The organism is Cupriavidus taiwanensis, assembly GCF_900249755.1.
Lineage (GTDB): Bacteria > Pseudomonadota > Gammaproteobacteria > Burkholderiales > Burkholderiaceae > Cupriavidus > Cupriavidus taiwanensis_D.
On sequence record NZ_LT976854.1, the window covers coordinates 773,607 to 788,610 of the forward strand.

At 69.1% G+C, this 15,004-nt stretch carries 13 protein-coding genes; 4 read left to right on the top strand and 9 right to left on the bottom strand.

The genetic code is table 11. The annotated features are described in order from the left end of the window. Positions 1–32: 32 nt before the first annotated feature. The 6 genes from CBM2594_RS19325 to hppD all read right to left on the bottom strand — a co-directional run bounded on the left by CBM2594_RS19325 (position 33) and on the right by hppD (position 8,030). Positions 33–2,240 carry a xanthine dehydrogenase family protein molybdopterin-binding subunit gene (locus CBM2594_RS19325; RefSeq protein ID WP_116358423.1) on the bottom strand — a complete coding sequence of 736 codons (2,208 nt, stop codon included), beginning with the start codon at positions 2,238–2,240 and terminating at the stop codon, positions 33–35. Beyond that, positions 2,237–3,235, bottom strand: coding sequence for an FAD binding domain-containing protein (locus CBM2594_RS19330; RefSeq protein WP_116358424.1), 999 nt, complete (start codon positions 3,233–3,235; stop codon positions 2,237–2,239). The genes CBM2594_RS19325 and CBM2594_RS19330 overlap by 4 nt, the downstream gene beginning before the upstream one ends. Before the next feature lie 8 nt (positions 3,236–3,243). Beyond that, positions 3,244–3,888, bottom strand: a complete 645-nt coding sequence (locus CBM2594_RS19335; RefSeq protein WP_373457613.1) for a 2Fe-2S iron-sulfur cluster-binding protein — start codon at positions 3,886–3,888, stop codon at positions 3,244–3,246. A gap of 167 nt (positions 3,889–4,055) precedes the next feature. Continuing rightward, positions 4,056–5,252 carry an amino acid aminotransferase gene (locus CBM2594_RS19340; RefSeq protein ID WP_116358425.1) on the bottom strand — a complete coding sequence of 399 codons (1,197 nt, stop codon included), beginning with the start codon at positions 5,250–5,252 and terminating at the stop codon, positions 4,056–4,058. Between the two features lie 118 nt (positions 5,253–5,370). Further along, positions 5,371–6,765: an amino acid permease gene (locus tag CBM2594_RS19345; RefSeq protein ID WP_116358426.1), complete on the bottom strand. Its 1,395-nt coding sequence runs from the start codon at positions 6,763–6,765 to the stop codon at positions 5,371–5,373. A gap of 185 nt (positions 6,766–6,950) precedes the next feature. Next, positions 6,951–8,030, bottom strand: a complete 1,080-nt coding sequence (hppD, locus tag CBM2594_RS19350; RefSeq protein ID WP_092312761.1) for a 4-hydroxyphenylpyruvate dioxygenase — start codon at positions 8,028–8,030, stop codon at positions 6,951–6,953. 237 nt (positions 8,031–8,267) lie between these two features. Here hppD and CBM2594_RS19355 point away from each other — a divergent pair, with 237 nt between their 5' ends. Next, a complete protein-coding gene (locus CBM2594_RS19355) occupies positions 8,268–8,741 on the top strand; it encodes an Lrp/AsnC family transcriptional regulator (protein WP_116358427.1) in 474 nt (157 codons plus the stop codon). A 10-nt stretch (positions 8,742–8,751) separates the two neighbouring features. Here CBM2594_RS19355 and CBM2594_RS19360 read toward each other — a convergent pair whose 3' ends face one another. Next, positions 8,752–10,794, bottom strand: a complete 2,043-nt coding sequence (locus CBM2594_RS19360; RefSeq protein ID WP_232346677.1) for a PAS domain-containing sensor histidine kinase — start codon at positions 10,792–10,794, stop codon at positions 8,752–8,754. Between the two features lie 504 nt (positions 10,795–11,298). Between CBM2594_RS19360 and CBM2594_RS19365 the strand changes: the two genes are divergently transcribed. The 3 genes from CBM2594_RS19365 (at position 11,299) to CBM2594_RS19375 (ending at position 13,361) form a co-directional block, all read left to right on the top strand. Then, positions 11,299–11,922, top strand: a complete 624-nt coding sequence (locus tag CBM2594_RS19365; protein WP_116358428.1) for a response regulator transcription factor — start codon at positions 11,299–11,301, stop codon at positions 11,920–11,922. 124 nt (positions 11,923–12,046) lie between these two features. Then, on the top strand, positions 12,047–12,658 hold the full coding sequence (locus CBM2594_RS19370; protein ID WP_232346678.1) for an Hpt domain-containing protein: 612 nt from the start codon (positions 12,047–12,049) through the stop codon (positions 12,656–12,658). Between the two features lie 196 nt (positions 12,659–12,854). Next, entirely contained in the window at positions 12,855–13,361 is a 507-nt protein-coding gene (locus CBM2594_RS19375) for a hypothetical protein (RefSeq protein WP_116358430.1), read from the top strand. 9 nt (positions 13,362–13,370) lie between these two features. Here CBM2594_RS19375 and CBM2594_RS19380 read toward each other — a convergent pair whose 3' ends face one another. Both CBM2594_RS19380 and CBM2594_RS19385 read right to left on the bottom strand, forming a co-directional pair. Beyond that, positions 13,371–13,970, bottom strand: coding sequence for a TetR/AcrR family transcriptional regulator (locus CBM2594_RS19380; RefSeq protein WP_116358431.1), 600 nt, complete (start codon positions 13,968–13,970; stop codon positions 13,371–13,373). A gap of 52 nt (positions 13,971–14,022) precedes the next feature. Continuing rightward, positions 14,023–14,925 (bottom strand): patatin-like phospholipase family protein, encoded by a 903-nt coding sequence (locus CBM2594_RS19385; protein WP_116358432.1) that lies wholly within the window; start codon positions 14,923–14,925, stop codon positions 14,023–14,025. Between the last annotated feature and the right edge of the window lie 79 nt (positions 14,926–15,004).

Here is a 15,004-nt window from a genome sequence, read left to right on the forward strand (position 1 = left end):
CTGTGGGGTCTCGCCCGGTGCCGGGACGGCGTTCAGTCGAGCAGCTTGTCCAGCGTGATCGGCAGGTCGCGCACGCGCCGGCCGGTGGCGTGGTACACGGCATTGGCAATGGCCGCGGCCACGCCGACGATGCCGATCTCGCCGATGCCCTTGGTGCCGAGCGCGTTGATATGCGGATCGTCCTCGTCCACCACGTTGACGTCGATGGTGCCGATGTCGGCATTGACCGGCACGTGGTACTCGGCCAGGTTGGCGTTGGCGACTCGCCCGGTGGCCAGGTCCAGCTCGGTCTTCTCGTGCAGCGCCATGCCGATGCCCCAGACAATGCCGCCCATCAGCTGGCTGTGCGCGGTCTTGCGGTTCAGCAGCCGGCCGGCGCCGTAGCTGGCAACGACGCGGTGGACGCGGACCTCGCCCAGCACGGGGTCGACGCGGACTTCGGCAAAGACGGCGCCGAAGGCGTGCATGGCGTACGCCTGGCGCTCCTTGCCGGGCCGGGTGCTGGCGCGCGCTTCGATCGCGCGGCCGCCTGCGCGTGTGATCGGCGCGGACATGGGCTCGCGCTGCGCCGGATCCGAGCGGCGTTGCAGCCAGCCATCGACAATCTCCACGTCTTCCACCGGCGCGCCGGCGAGCGGCGAGGCGCTGTCGGCCACGGCCTGGCGGATCAGGCGCAATCGTGCGGCTTCGGCCGCCTGCTGCACGGCGGGCGCGACGCTGGCCACCGACTGCGAGCCGCCCGACACCGGGGCCTCGGGGAAGGCGGTGTCGCCCAGTTCCAGGCGCACGCGCGCCGGCGGCAGGCCCAGCGCATCGGCGGCGACCTGCGTCATCACCGTGTAGGTGCCGGTGCCGAGGTCTTGCGAGCCGGTCCGTACCAGCGCCGTGCCGTCCGGCAGCAGGCGCACCATCGCGCTGGCCGGCGAGCGGTAGGTGGGGTAGGTGGCGGTGGCCATGCCCAGGCCCACCAGCTTGCCGTCGGCGTGCATCGAGCGCGGGGCGGGATTGCGCTGCGCCCAGCCGAAGCGCTCGGCGGCGTCGCGATAGCATTCGCGCAGCGACTTGCTCGAGAACGGCAACTGCTTGTCCGGATCGGTGTCGGCGTGGTTGCGCAGGCGCAGCGCCACCGGGTCGACGCCCAGCCGTTGCGCCAGTTCGTCGAGCGAGCATTCCAGCGCGAAGCTGCCGGGCGCTTCGCCAGGCGCGCGCATGAACGTGGGCGTGCCGATGTCCAGTTCCACCAGCCGGTGGCTGGTCTGCACGTTGGCGCAGGCGTAAAGCCGGCGCGTGATCAGCGCGGCGGATTCCAGCCATTCCTCGATCGCGGCCGTGCCTGCGGTCACGTCATGGCGCAGGGCGCGCAGCGCCCCATCCGTGGCCGCTGCCGCGATCATGTGCTGCTCGGTCAGCGGCCGCGCGCCCACCGGGCCGAACATCTGGGTCCGTTCCACCACCAGCTTGACGGGCCGGCTGACCTGCCGCGCCGCCATCGCGGCCAGCACCACGTGCGACCACATCGAGCCCTTGCAGCCAAAGCCGCCGCCCACGTAAGGGCAGATCACGCGCACCTTGTCCGCGGGCAGGCCGAATGCAGCCGCGGCGGCCTTGCGCACGCCGGTGACGTATTGCGTCGAGTCGTACAGCGTGAGCTGGTCGCCGTCCCAGGCGGCGATGGTGGCATGCGGCTCCATCGGGTTGTGGTTTTCCATCGGCGTGGTGTAGACCGCGTCGATCACGGCGGCGGCGCCGCGCAGGCCGGCGTCGGGGTCGCCGCGGCGGCTGTCGGCCGAGCCGTCTTCGTCCGGCTTGCGCGCATGCGCGCGGGCCTGCGCAAAGTCCAGCACGGCATCAGCCGGGCGGTATTGCACCGGCAGGCAGCGGGCGGCGTCGCGCGCTTGTTCCAGCGTATCGGCCACCACCACGGCGATGGGCTGGTTGTTGTAGCGGACCGCGGCGTCCTGCAGCAGGCTCATGGCGTGGCCGGCGGTGGGGATGTCGGCAGCTGCCTTGCCGCCCCTGGGCAGGTGCGGGGCGTTGAACGGCGTCAGCACCAGCCGCACGCCCGGCATGCGCTGGCACGCGTCGGCATCGATGGCGACGATCTCGCCGCGGGCGATGGTGCTGGTCACCATCACCGCATGGACCAGCCCCGGCAGCGTGTGGTCGGCGGTGTAGCGGGCGCGGCCGGTGACCTTGGGGATGCCGTCGACGCGGTCGAGCGGGCTGCCGGTGACGCTCATGTCTGGGCTCCTTGCGCGCGGCTGGCCACTTGCAGCGCGAGTGCGACGGCACGCTGCGCCAGGCCGATCTTGAACGCGTTGTGCGCATGCGGCTGCGCGCCGTCGAGCAGCAGCCGCGCCGCGTCCGCCGCGCTGTGCGCGCTCAGCGGGCGGCCCGCCAGGACCCGTTCCGCGGCGGGCACGCGCCACGGCTTGTGCGCCACGCCGCCCAGTGCCAGCCGGGCGCTGCGCACGTTGTTGCCGTCGAGGTCTAGCGCCGCCGCGACCGAGACCAGCGCGAAGGCAAAGCTGGAGCGGTCACGCACCTTCAGGTAGTGCGCGTGCGCGGCATAAGGCGAAGGCGGCAGGTCGATGGCGACGATCAGCTCGCCGGGCGCGAGCATGGTGTCGCATTGCGGGGTGTTGCCGGGCAGGCGGTGGAAGTCGGCGATCGGGATGCGGCGCTCGCCGGTGCCGGCGCGCACAACGATCACGGCCTCGAGCGCGGCCAGCGCCACGCACATGTCGGACGGATGCACGGCGATGCAATGCTCGCTCGCGCCCAGGATGGCGTGGATGCGGTTGATGCCGTCGCGCGCGCCGCAGCCCGAGCCGGGCTTGCGCTTGTTGCAGGCCGGGAAGCCCAGGTCGTAGAAGTAATGGCAGCGGGTGCGCTGCAGCAGGTTGCCGCCCACCGTCGCCATATTGCGCAGTTGCCCCGAGGCGCCCGACAGCAGCGCCTGCGCCAGCAGCGGATAGCGCTCGCGCACCAGCGCGTGGTTGGCCGCATCGGTGTTGCTGACCATCGCGCCCAGGCGCAGGCCGCCATCGGGCAGCGCCGCGACCTGCGCCAGCGGCAGCCGGCTGACGTCGACCAGCAGCCGCGGCGTTTCCACGCCGGCCTTGACCAGGTCCAGCAGGTTGGTGCCGCCGGCCACATAGCGCGCGCCCGGCTGGCTCCCCAGGCGCACGGCCTCGTCGACCGAATCCGGCCGTTCATAAGCGAAAGGATTCATGGCCAGCCTTAGCTGCCGCCGCCCGCGCCGCAAGCCTCGCGCACCGCGGCAACGATATTGGGATAGGCGCCGCAGCGGCACAGGTTGCCGCTCATGCGCTCGCGGATTTCATCGTCGGTGAGGGGCAGCGCGGCAGCGTCCAGCGGCCGCACCGCGCTGGCATGGCCGGCCTGCGCCTCGGCCAGCATGCCCACCGCCGAGCAGATCTGGCCCGGGGTGCAGAAGCCGCATTGCAGCGCATCGTGGGTGACGAAGGCCTGCTGCATGGGGTGCAGCGCGTCGCCGCTGGCCAGGCCTTCGATGGTGGTGATCTCACGGCCTTCCTGCATCACCGCGAGCGTCAGGCAGGCGTTGATGCGGCGGCCGTCGACCAGCACGGTGCAGGCGCCGCACTGGCCGCGGTCGCAGCCTTTCTTGGCGCCGGTCAGCTGCAGCACTTCGCGCAGCGCGTCGAGCAGCGTGCAGCGCGGTTCCAGTTGCAGCGTGCATGAGTTGCCGTTGACGTGGAGCGTCACCGCACGCGCGGCGGCGCCGGGCGGGGCGGTGGTGTTGCAATGGGCCGGAACGTTGTCTTCGGACATGGGCGAGCCTTCGGTCTGGGTCCCGGCGCGCCAGCGGGCGGTGCCGGGAATACCGGAAGGCTGCAAGTTCAGTGCCGGGCAGCGCCCCGGGCCCTGGCGCCGCGCGTGGCGCGGCAACGCGGCGCGGCAAGCGTCAAAAACGCCACGCGGTGCGTGTAGAAATTACGCTGGCCGCAATGTGGCGCAGCCAATAAAAACGGCGCCCGAAGGCGCCGCGATGAGGCGGTGTGGGACCAGGTTCAGCTCTTCAGCACGCTGCCGATGGCCTTGGCCACGATGCCGACATTGCGCTCGTTCAGCCCGGCCACGCACATGCGGCCCGAGCGCAGCAGGTACACGCCGTGCTGTTCGCGCAGGCGCTCGGCCTGATCGGCGCTGAGGCCGGTGTAGGTGAACATGCCGCGCTGGGTCAGGTAGCGCGACAGCGCCTCGCCGCTGACATGGTCGCGCAGGTGGTGGTGGATGGCCTCGCGCATGCGCGCGATGCGGCCGCACATCTGGGCCAGTTCCTGTTCCCACAGCTGGCGCAGCTCGGGCGTGGTCAGCACTTTCGCCACCACGCGCGCGCCGTGCGTGGGCGGGTTGCTGTAGTTGGCGCGCACCGCGCCGGTCAACTGGCCCAGCACGTTGGACGCCTCGGCCGCGGTGTTGCAGAACACGCTCAGGCCGCCGCAGCGCTCGCCGTACAGTGAGAAGTTCTTCGAGAACGAGTTGGCCACCAGGCACGGCACCTCCTGCGCGACCAGTTCGCGGATGGCGAAGGCGTCGTCTTCCAGGCCGGCGCCAAAGCCCTGGTAGGCCATGTCGACGAACGGCAGCAGCTGGTTGGCCTTGAGCAGCGCGATCAGCTGGCGCCACTGGTCCTGGTTCAGGTCCACGCCGGTCGGGTTGTGGCAGCAGGCATGCAGCAGCACGATGCTGCCGGCCGGGATGGCGCGCAGCGCGTCGATCATGGCGTCGAATTTCAGGCCGCCGGTGGCGTCGTCATAGTACGGGTAGGTATTGACGGTGAAGCCGGCGCGCTCGAACACCACGCGGTGGTTTTCCCAGCTGGGGTCGCTGATCCACACCTGCGCCTGCGGATAGTAGCGCTTGAGGAAATCGGCGCCCACGCGCAGCGCGCCCGAGCCGCCCAGCGTCTGCAGCGTGGCGATGCGGCCGGCGGCGCGCGCCGGCGAATCCTCGCCGAACACCAGTGCCTGCACCGCGTTGCGGTAGGCCACCAGGCCCGACATCGGCAGGTAGGGGCGCGGGCCCATGTCGGCCAGCAGCGCGGCCTCGGCCTGCGCCACGGCCTGCATCACCGGCAGGCGGCCTTCGTCGTCAAAGTAGATGCCGATGCTGAGGTTGACCTTGTCGGTGCGCGGGTCGCGCTGGAAGTCCTCGTTGAGCGAGAGGATCGGATCGCCGGGAAAGGCCTCGATGTGTGCGAACATGGGATGCGATGGAGTTGGGTCGGGGGGCAGCTGTCGCGGCGCAGGGGCCGGGCAGCGTGGAATCAGCGTGGATTTTAACCGGCGGCGCCCGCAGCCTGGCGGGCGCCGCCCGGCCGGGTCAGCGCAGCTGCTGCGCGGCCACGCCGGCCTGCAGCGCGGCGCCGGCCTTCTTCTGGCGCACCAGGTAGCTCACGCCGAGTACCGCCAGCCACACCGGGATCAGGTACACCGAGAGGCGCAGGCCTTCGGTCAGGTACATCACCACCAGGATGCCGGCCAGGAACACCAGGCACAGGTAGTTGGTCAGCGGATAGCCCCAGCTCTGGAACGCCGTGGCCTGGCCGGCGCGGCGCTTGTCGGCACGGAATTTCAGGTGGATCAGGCTGATCATGGCCCAGTTGATGATCAGCGCCGACACCACCAGCCCCATCAGCAGCTCGAAGGCCTTGCCCGGCATGAAGTAGTTGATCACCACGCACGCCGCGGTGGCCACCGCCGAGAACGCCAGTGCGGTCAGCGGGATGCCGCGCTGGTTGACCTTGAGCAGCGCCCTGGGCGCGTTGCCTTGTTTGGCCAGGCCGTACAGCATGCGGCTGTTGCAGTACACGCCGCTGTTGTAGACCGACAGCGCCGCGGTCAGCACCACCACGTTCAGCACGTTGGCGACCCAGTTGCTGTTCAGCGCGTGGAAGATCAGCACGAACGGGCTGCCGCCGGTGACCACGTTCTCCCACGGGTACAGCGACAGCAGCACCGCCAGCGCGCCCACGTAGAAGATCAGGATGCGGTAGATCACCTGGTTGGTCGCCTTGGGGATGGTCTTCTCGGGCGAATCCGCCTCGGCCGCGGTGATGCCCACCAGCTCCAGCCCGCCGAACGAGAACATGATCACCGCCATGGCCATCACCAGGCCGCCCATGCCGTTGGGGAAGAAGCCGCCGTGCTGCCACAGGTTGGCCACGCTAGCCTGCGGCCCGGCATTGCCGGACATCAGCAGGTAGCCGCCGAAGCCGATCATGCCGATGATCGCCGCGACCTTGATGATCGAGAACCAGAATTCCATCTCGCCGAAGGACTTCACGCTGGCCAGGTTGATCGCGTTGATGATGACGAAGAACGCCAGCGCCGAGACCCAGGTGGGAATCTCCGGCCACCAGTACTGCACGTAGATGCCGACCGCCGACAGCTCGGCCATGCTCACCAGGATATACAGCACCCAGTAGTTCCACCCCGACAGGAAGCCGGCGAAGTGGCCGCAGTACTTGTCGGCAAAATAGCTGAACGAGCCGGCGACGGGCTCGTCGACCACCATCTCGCCGAGCTGGCGCATGATGAAGAACGCCACGATGCCGGCGATCGCATAGCCCAGCAGGACCGAGGGCCCCGCCATCTTGATGGTCTGGGCGATGCCCAGGAAAAGTCCGGTGCCGATGGCGCCACCGAGGGCGATCAGCTGGATATGCCGGTTCTTCAGCCCGCGCTTGAGCGTGCCGTCGTTGTTGCTGGAATGCATGCAGTGTTTCCTCTACCCATTCTCATGGAATGCGGGCCCGCGTCTCTGGCTTTTGTCGGAGTCGGACGCTTGGGCCTGGGGGTCGTCCACCGCCCGCGCGGCAGGGTGACTGCCGCGCCGCGGTGTGCGCGTTTCCGGAGCCGGCGCGCCGTCGAAGGCGGCCGGTCAGGGAAGGCCGAAGCCGGTCAGGCCTCGACCTTGAGCGTGCCGCGTTCGATCTGGTCGCGTTCCAGCGACTCGAACAGTGCCTTGAAGTTGCCTTCGCCGAAGCCTTCGTCGCCCTGGCGCTGGATGAACTCGAAGAAGACCGGGCCGAGCGCGGTCTTGGAGAAGATCTGCAGCAGCAGGCGGGGCTTGCCGCCTTCGGTGGTGCCGTCCAGCAGGATGCCGCGCGACTTCAGTTGCTCGACGGGCTGGCCGTGGCCGGGCAGGCGGGTGTCGAGCGCCTCGTAGTAGTAGTCGTTCGGTGCGGTCATCAGCGGCACGCCGGCCAGTTGCAGGCGGTCGATGACCTCGATCAGGTTGTCGGTCAGGAAGGCGATGTGCTGGATGCCCTCGCCGTTGAAGGCCATCAGGAACTCTTCGATCTGGCCGGCGCCCTTGGACGATTCCTCGTTCAGCGGAATGCGGATTTTACCATCGGGCGCGGTCATGGCCTTCGAGGCCAGGCCGGTGTACTCGCCCTGGATGTCGAAGTAGCGGATTTCGCGGAAGTTGAACAACTTTTCGTAGAAATTGGCCCAATACGCCATGCGGCCACGGTAGACGTTGTGGGTCAGGTGGTCGATCAGCTTGAGGCCGTGGCCGACCGGGTGGCGGTCGACGCCTTCGATGAACTCGAAGTCGATGTCATAGATCGACTTGCCTTCCTCGAAGCGGTCGATCAGGTACAGCGGCGCGCCGCCGATGCCCTTGATCGCCGGCAGGCGCAGCTCCATCGGGCCGGTCGGGATCTCGACCGGCTGCGCGCCCAGTTCCAGCGCACGGGCATAGGCCTTGTGCGAATCCTTGACGCGGAAAGCCATGCCGCAGGCGCTGGGGCCGTGCTCGGCGGCAAAGTAGGCGGCGTGGCTGTGCGGCTCGCGGTTGACGATGAAGTTCACTTCGCCCTGGCGGTACAGCACCACGTCCTTGGAACGGTGCTTTGCCACCAGCGTGAAGCCCATCTGCTCGAACAGCGGCTCAAGCAGGTTGGGGGTGGGCGAGGCGAATTCCACGAATTCGAAGCCCATCAGCTGCATCGGGTTGTCAAACAGGTCGGCCATGGCTTTCTCGGTAAGAACGTAGGGGCAGGAAATAATATTGTGGCTTGAGCACTTGCTTGCGCAGTCGCGCCGGGGCCAGCCGGCTCGGCATCGGACCCATCATGGAACGGGTTTGCGGTGCGCTTGCCTGGGATGCAGTGTATATTCGGGCCGGCAAAATTGGATTTCGTAAAACAGGCAGGGAAACCCTAGATTATGAAATTTGATTGCTTGAATCACTGAAACGAGGAAACCGAAGTGCAATCAATCGACCTGGACCGCACCGATCGCCGCCTGCTCGGGGTGCTGCAGGAAAACGGGCGGGCATCCAACCTGGAACTGGCCGAGGCCATCGCGCTGTCGCCGGCGCAGACCCTGCGGCGCCACCGCCGGCTGGAAGAGGCCGGGCTGGTCAAGCGCTACGAGGCGCGGCTGGACGCCGCGGCGCTGGGCTTCGGCGTGGTCGCGTTTATCCATGTGACGATGGAGCGCGGGCATATCCGCGACCTGTCCAACTTCAAGCGGCTGGTGGCGGAACTGGCACAGATCCAGGAGTGCTTCTCGGTGACCGGCGATATCGACTACGTGCTGAAGGTGGTTGCCCGCGACCTGAAATCGCTGTCCGACTTCCTGCTCGATACGCTGATGCGCATTCCCGGTGTCAGCGGCGTGAAGTCCAGCGTGTGCCTGGACGAGATCAAGTGCACCAGTGCGGTGCCGATGGAGCCCTGAAGCCGACAGGTCAGTCCTCGGGCGGGTCAATGCGGTCGCACTGCACATTCATCGCGCGGCAGACCGCGCACCACGATGCCCGCGCGCCGGGGCCGGCCTGGCAGCGGGAACCGTCGTTGCCGGCGTTGCCGGCGTTGCCGACGGGCCCGGCCATGCCTTGCCAGCCCGCCTGGCCGGGCGGTTGCGGGGCCGCCGCCGGCGGCGGGCCCGGGCGGCCGGCGCAGGCCTGCGACACCGCGGCATCCAGCGCCTGCAGGCCCACCGGCTTGACCAGCACCGCGTCCATGCCTGCGGCCAGCGCCGCGGCGTGGTCGCCGGCCACGGCGCTGGCGGTGCAGCCGACGATGGGCACATACCGATGCGCATCGTGGCGCGCCCGCACCGCGCGCGTGAAGGCGAGGCCGTCCATCACCGGCATGGCGCAGTCGCAAACGATCACGTCGAAGCTGGCACGGTCCAGCGCGGCCAGGGCTTCGCGGCCATCGCAGGCGGTGCTGACGCGGTGGCCCAGGTGTTCCAGCTGGCGATGCAGCAGCAGGCGGTTGGGCGCGTGGTCGTCGATCACCAGGATGCTGGCCTCGCGCCGCGGGCAACCCGCCATGGGCGACGGTGGCGCCGGTTCGGCCGGCTGCGCCGTGCCGGGCGCTGTGGTGGCCGCTATGGTGGCCGCCATGCCGGCCGCTGTGCTGGCGATCGCCAGCGGCAGCGACACCACCACCCGCGTGCCCTGGCCAGGCTGGCTGGTCAGCGTGATGCGGCCCCCCATGGCAGTGGCCAGGCGCCGGCAGATGGCCAGCCCGAGCCCGGTGCCGCCAGCGTGGGTGCGCGCGCACCCGTGCACCTGCTCGAACGGCTGGAACAAGCGGGCCTGGGCCGCGAGGGGAATGCCGATGCCGGTGTCGGAGACGGTCAGCATGACCTGCTGCACGCCGTCGCCGGGCGCCTGCGCGTCCAGCCGCACGTGGATCGTGCCGCTGTCGGTAAAGCGCACCGCATTGGACACCAGGTTGGCCAGGATCTGCCGGAAGCGCAGCGCGTCGACCTGATGCAGCGGCGCCAGCGCAGCGCTGACGCCGCTGGTCAGGGGCAGGCCCTTTTGCGCCGCGACGGGGCCGAAGATCAGCAGGGTATCGTCGACCAGGCCTGGCAGCGACGCCGGTGCCGGGTGGATGCGGAACTTGCCCGCCTCGAGTTTGGACAGGTCGAGGAGGTCGTCGATCAGCGCCAGCAGTCCCAGTGCGGATTTGTGCGCGGTGACCAGCTGCAGCCGTTGCTCGGCCGGCAGCTCGCTGTGCGCCAGCGTCAGTTCGAGCATGCCGGTGATGGCATTCATCGGCGTGCGGATCTCATGGCTGACCGATGCCAGGAAGGCAGACTTGGCGCGGTTGGCGGCTTCGGCCTCGGTCTTGGCCTGGGCCAGTTCGGCCAGCATCTCGTGGCGCTCGGTCAGGTCGACGCAGCCGCCGGCCAGGCCCTTGACGGTGCCGTCGGCACCGCGCAGCGGGGTCAGCCAGTTCAGCACGTGCAGGGTGCGGTCGCCCAGCCGCAGGCACCGGTCGGTGCGCAGCGGCGCGCCGCCTTCGATGACCTGGCGGTAGTCGCGCAAGAGTTCCGCCATGTCCGTGGCAAGCGGGTGTGCCGCCAGCACGGCGTCCAGCGGCTGCCCGAGCAGGGCGCCGCGTTCGGCACCCAGCAGTTCCTCATAGCCGCGGTTGCAGGCGACCAGCCGCAGCGAGGCATCGCGCAGGTAGACCGGCTGCGGAATGCCGTCGAGCAGCGCGGTCTGGATGGCGACGCAGTCTTTGAGGGCGGTTTCCGCCGCCCGGCGCCGGCGTACCTCGCGGTACAGCGCGATGATCCAGGCCAGCAGGAAAGGCGTGACCGCGCACAGCACGGCGGTGGACCAGCCCAGCAGCTGCGCATGCGAATCCGGCGCCGGCACCCGGGCGGACGCTGGCGCGGATGCCGCCAGCGCAGCGGTCAGCGCGCCGGGCAAAAGGCCGGGCAACAGGCCGGGCAACAGGCCGGGCAACAGGCCGATGGCCAGGGCCATGGCACACGCACGCCGCCGCGCCCGCGCGGCCCGGCTGACCCGTGCCGGGCGCCCGGCGGGTCGCGGGGAATCGACAGCGGCACGAAGCGGGTGCGTGGTGGCGGATGGTGAAGCGGGAGCGGAAGCGGGCGGACGGAACGGCAAGCGGGTCGGCGAGGTCAGTAGAGTGTCTTCACTCTAGGGGCGCGGACCCGCCAGCTCATTAGGACGAATCTGAAATTGCTAGGGAAATTTCGAAATCGCAGGCGACCCGCCGCCTGTGGCGTCACATATCGAACACAATCTGGTCCCGCCTTGCCGCACCATTCCAAACATGCCATTCGCGCGGCAATTCCGGCGGGTTTGCCGCGCATCACATGAACGGCGCGACCGCATCGGCAAGCGCGGCGTTTCGGAATAAACCATCCGCCCCTCGGAAATTTCTGGTTTCGTAACGCGCAATTGCTTAGCACAATGATGTGCCGCGGTCGCGCGGAAACGCGATGTTTGCAACGGAGTACAAGCTTGACCACCATCCTGATCGTCGATGACCACCCGCCCGTGCGTGCCGTACTCAAGACGCATTTTTCCCAGGTGCTGGGCGTTACCCATGTGCTCGAGGCAGACAATGGCCAGGCCGCCATCGAGATCGTGCGGCAATACATGCCCGACGTGGTCATCCTGGATCTGGATATTCCCAAGATCAACGGGCTGGACGTGATTCCGCGCCTCAAGGCCAGCCATCCCGCGGTGCGCATCCTGGTCATCTCGGGCCAGGACCAGAACGCCTTCGCGCCCCGTGCTCGCCATGCCGGCGCGCACGGCTTTGTCAGCAAGACCGAGGAACTGTCCGAGATCGTGCGGTGCACAGAGTCCGTGCTGGCGGGCTACACGGTGATGCCGGAGATCGATCACGGCAAATCCGGGCTGGCAGATGAAGCCGAACGCCTCGCCTCGCTGTCGGACAAGGAACTGGTGGTGATGCAGATGCTCGCCCGGGGCATGACGAACAAGGAAATCGGCCAGGTCCTGTTTATTTCGAACAAGACCGTCAGCACGCACAAGACCCGGGTAATGGAGAAACTCGGCGCAAAATCGATTGTCGATGTCATCGATTTCGCGCGGCGCCATCATATTGCGGTCGGATAGCGTGAAGGCCGCCGAAGCGCAGACACGCCCAACGGCCTGGTTGCTGGCACCCGCCAGCGACTCCGATTGGGTAACGGATGCCGCGCGAATCCTGCGCGACCTCGGCTTTGCAGTGCAGACGGGCGTGAGCGCGACGGTGCCTGAGATGGCCGCCGATGCCGACCTGGTGATGGCGAGTGCCGCCGCCGCGATACCTTCCCCCCTGATGCAGGCATGGCGCGCCCGCGGCGCGGTCTGCGCCGTGGTGCTGCCGCCCGGCGCGGCACCAGCGCTGACCCGCACGGAGGCCGCCGTGGCCACCTTGCGCGCACCGGTCACCGAAGCGGCGCTGCTGGCCATGCTGGCCGCCCGGCACTACGTGGCGCTGTCCGCGCGCGAGGCCGCCGGCATCGCCCGGGCCATCGCCGCGCAGACCTTCGGCAATCCGGCGTTTGCCAGCGAACTGTTGCAGGCCCTGGTGAGCTCGACCCGCGATGACCTGGCGCAACTGCGCCAGGCCGGGGCCAGCCTGGAGACGGTGCGCGGCGTCGCCCACCGGCTCAAGGCCTCCGCCCACTACGTCGGTTGCCATGCGCTGCGGCTGATGGCGCAGCGGCTCGAGCATGCCGCCCGCGATGGCGATGCCGCCACCGCCGCGGCACTGGCGCAGATCGTGGCGCCAACGGCGGCACGGCTGCTGAGCCTGCTTGCCAGTCTGCCCGCTGCAAATACCGCCGACAAATCCGCCGGAAAATAGACACAGCGGGAATACACCGAATTGGCGTCAGTGCGGCGCTTGATTATTCTGGTGCCATGGCAGAAATAAGGCGCGCATTATGAATTATCAGGAATAAATCGCGTCGATTTATTTAATGCGGGACTGATGAATGCCGGACGCTGCCAGGTCTATCCTGGCAGCGGCTTCGGTCATCGATGGGGGAAGGAGGGCAGGGATGGCCCAGATCATGGCGTCGATGCCGGATTCGGCGTTCTATTTCCACCTGGCCGCGGTGGCGCTGTTGCTGCTGGGGGTGGCCGCGTTCCGTGCGGTCGCCTATGTCATGGCGTCCCCGCAGGGGCGCGCCGCGCGCGCCCGGCGCATGCTGCTGGTCAGCGGCGGGCGCGTGCTGGCGGTCGGCGCCATCTGGACCGCCATCGTCTACGGCCACGGCGTCACCGAGCGCGCCGGCGCGCACAACTGCCGCCGCGTTGCCGCGGTCGATGCCGCCGCGCGGTATGCCGCCGAATACTGTCACCTGGGCGGCGAGCGGATATTGCTGCGGATCTACGGCGCCGAACGTGACCGGGTGCTGGCGCATCGCACCTTCACCAGTGCCGGGCCGGTGCGGCTCAGCTGGGACGGGCAGGCCGTGGTGTTCGACCCGGCTGCGCCGGGGCGCAAGGGCCGGCTCGCATTGCCGCCTGCCCTGCACGAGCGCTTGCTGGCGCGGCTGCCTTGATGATGTGGACTAGCGCGGCCAGGCCTGCATGCGGGCCAGCACCGCGTCCAGGCCGTCGGGCCGCGGCAGCAGCGCGATCAGCCAGCGCACGGCCTCGGACAGCTGCTGCGCGTCGTAGTCCGGCGCGAAGCTGTGCAAGGTCGCGCCATGCAGGAAGCAACGCAGCGCCAGCCATTCCGGCTGCGGCGGCGCGTCCGGCGGCTGGCCGAACAACGCCTGCGGCACCGCCGCCAGCGATGCATGCACGGCGCGGGCGAGGCGAATGTCGCCGCGCGTTGCCATCCACACCTCCAGGATCGCCAGCGAGGCATGCCGCTGCGGCCGGTTTGCCAGCACATGCAGCATCAGGTGCAGCCGCAGTGACGGGCCCAGCGGCCCCAGCGCGGCCAGGCGCGCCGCTTCGCGCTGCAGCAGGAAGTCCAGCATGGCCGGCAGCAGGTCGTAGCGGCCTTCCGGGAAATGGTGGCGCAGCGAGCCGCGGCTGGTGCCCGCCAGCTCGCACACGCGCGCTTCGGAAAAGGCGGCGTAGCCTTGCTCGATGAGCAGGGTAGCGGCGGCGTCGATCAGGGACTGGCGGGTACTGGCGCTGCGTTCGGCTTGGCTGGGCATGGGCCGGATTGTAGCAATCGCGCCGGGGTGCCCCCGGCGGCGCGCAGGTGCTTCAGTGGGGCGCCGCCGCCGGTATGTCGGTACTGCAGCTCGGCGCCGTTTCGTCATGCGAATGCGGTGCGAGGGCACCGGGGATGCCTGGCGTGTCCAGGCCTTTGCCGCGCAGCCATTCGGCCGTGGTGGCCGCGGCGCGGTCGATCAGCTCGCCGCAGCGGGAATAGTCGTAGGGCGAGATGTCGAGCGGGCACAGCGGCGGCACCACGCTGATCTGCGCCTGGCTGGCGAAGTGCTGCAGGTCATGCACCAGCTGGCGCGCCACCAGCAGTGACAGCGCGTTGAACGCATGCTCCAGCGCACCGCGTGGCGGGCGGCGCTCGGCGCAGGTAAAGCCCGCCGGCAGCACGATCACGCGCGTGGCGCCCAGTCCGACCGCGGTGGACACCGGCGTGTTGTTGGCCACGCCGCCGTCGATCAGCGTGCGGCCCGCGAACTGCACCGGCGGAAAGACGCCCGGGATGGCGGCGCTGGCCAGCACCGCGTCGACGATGAGGCCGCTGGACAGCACCACTTCGTCCCCGCTCTGCATATCGGTTGCCACCACGTGCAGCGGCAGTTCGGCGGCTTCCAGGTTGCGCGGCCCGAAATGCCGCGCGAGCAGGCTGCGCAAGCCGGTCGCTTCCACCAGATGTCCGCGGCCGCCGCCGAACATATTCCAGACACTGCGCCAGCTCCACGGCAGGATGTCGGTGCGGCGGATGCCGCGCCATAGCCCCTCGAGTCGCTGCGCGCCGGCAACGCCGGGGTTGCAGGCAAAGTAGGCGCCGTTGATGGCCCCGGCCGACGCGCCGATCACGATATCCGGCATCACGCCCCAGGCCGCCAGTTCACGCAGCATGCCCACCTGGATCGCCCCCAGGCTTCCGCCGCCGGCGAATACAAAGGCTGTCTTGTCCATGGCTGCGGCGTTCTCCCAGTCTTGTCGGCGGTCCTGTGCAAAGCATAGGCGACGTCCGCGCCGGCGTGCAGCGGCTGCG